This is a genomic window from Vibrio sp. 1402, assembly GCF_033340275.1.
In genome coordinates, this window is the sequence record NZ_JAWOWE010000096.1 from 1 (window position 1) to 1,029 (window position 1,029).

Annotated in this window: 1 protein-coding gene; it reads right to left on the minus strand. The window is 47.0% G+C overall.

What is annotated here, in order from left to right; translation table 11 throughout:
* Positions 1-930, minus strand: a 930-nt coding sequence (gene trpB / locus R7044_RS24375) for a tryptophan synthase subunit beta (protein WP_225455894.1), incomplete at its 3' end; no start/stop codon positions are given.
* Positions 931-1,029: the final 99 nt, after the last annotated feature.

The following is a 1,029-nucleotide window of genomic DNA, read 5'->3' on the forward strand; positions in this document are numbered from 1 at the left end:
ACTGGCGACGGAGTGTACCTCTTGTGGTTCGCCTTGTTCATCTTTAAGCATGTAAGACTTAAATCCGTGCATGATGCCTGGCTCGCCAAGCGTTAGGGTGGCTGCGTGTTCACCCACTTTGTCCAAAGATCGTCCAGCAGGCTCGACGCCGTGGATCGCGACGTTTTCATCTTCTAAAAATGCGCTAAACAACCCCATGGCATTTGAGCCGCCACCCACACACGCGACAAGATTGTTCGGTAATTTGCCCGTCATCTCTTTGAACTGAACTCGCGCTTCGTTCCCGATGATGGATTGGAAATCGCGAACCATTTTAGGGAATGGGTGAGGGCCAACCACGGAACCAATGGCATAAAGCTGAGTTTCTGGATCTTTGAGGTACGCTTCAAAGGCAGCATCAACGGCTTCTTTCAGCGTTTTACGTCCGTGCGTGGCAGGAATCACGTTAGCACCAAGGATCCTCATACGGACAACGTTCGGATGCTCTTTGGCGATATCGACTTCGCCCATGTAAATGTCACATTCTAAGCCAACCAAAGCGGCAGCAGTCGCCAATGCCACGCCATGCTGGCCTGCACCAGTTTCCGCAATCAGTTTCTTTTTGCCCATTTTCTTCGCAAGGATGGCTTCACCTAAACAATGATTAATTTTGTGAGCGCCAGTATGGTTCAAGTCTTCTCGCTTTAGATAAATGTCGGCACCGTATTTCTTAGATAGATTCGCGGCATGAAAAATAGGGCTAGGTCGACCGACAAAGTGTTTATAAAGGCGAGCTAACTCGTCTTTGAACTCTGGATCTTGGCAACATTCTTCATAAGCGGCGTTAATATCTCGCATGATTTGCTCAAGCTCTGGCGGGACAAAGCTGCCACCATATTCACCAAAATATCCTTCATTGTTGGGCATGTTGTGGTCGAAAGAATTTTTCATTAGTTACGTCCTAGTAAATGAGTGTATTGATACTTTTATACCCAAAATTTAGAAGTGGTTGTGTGATCAGTTGCTTAAATCAGAGTTCGCGATCTAGTG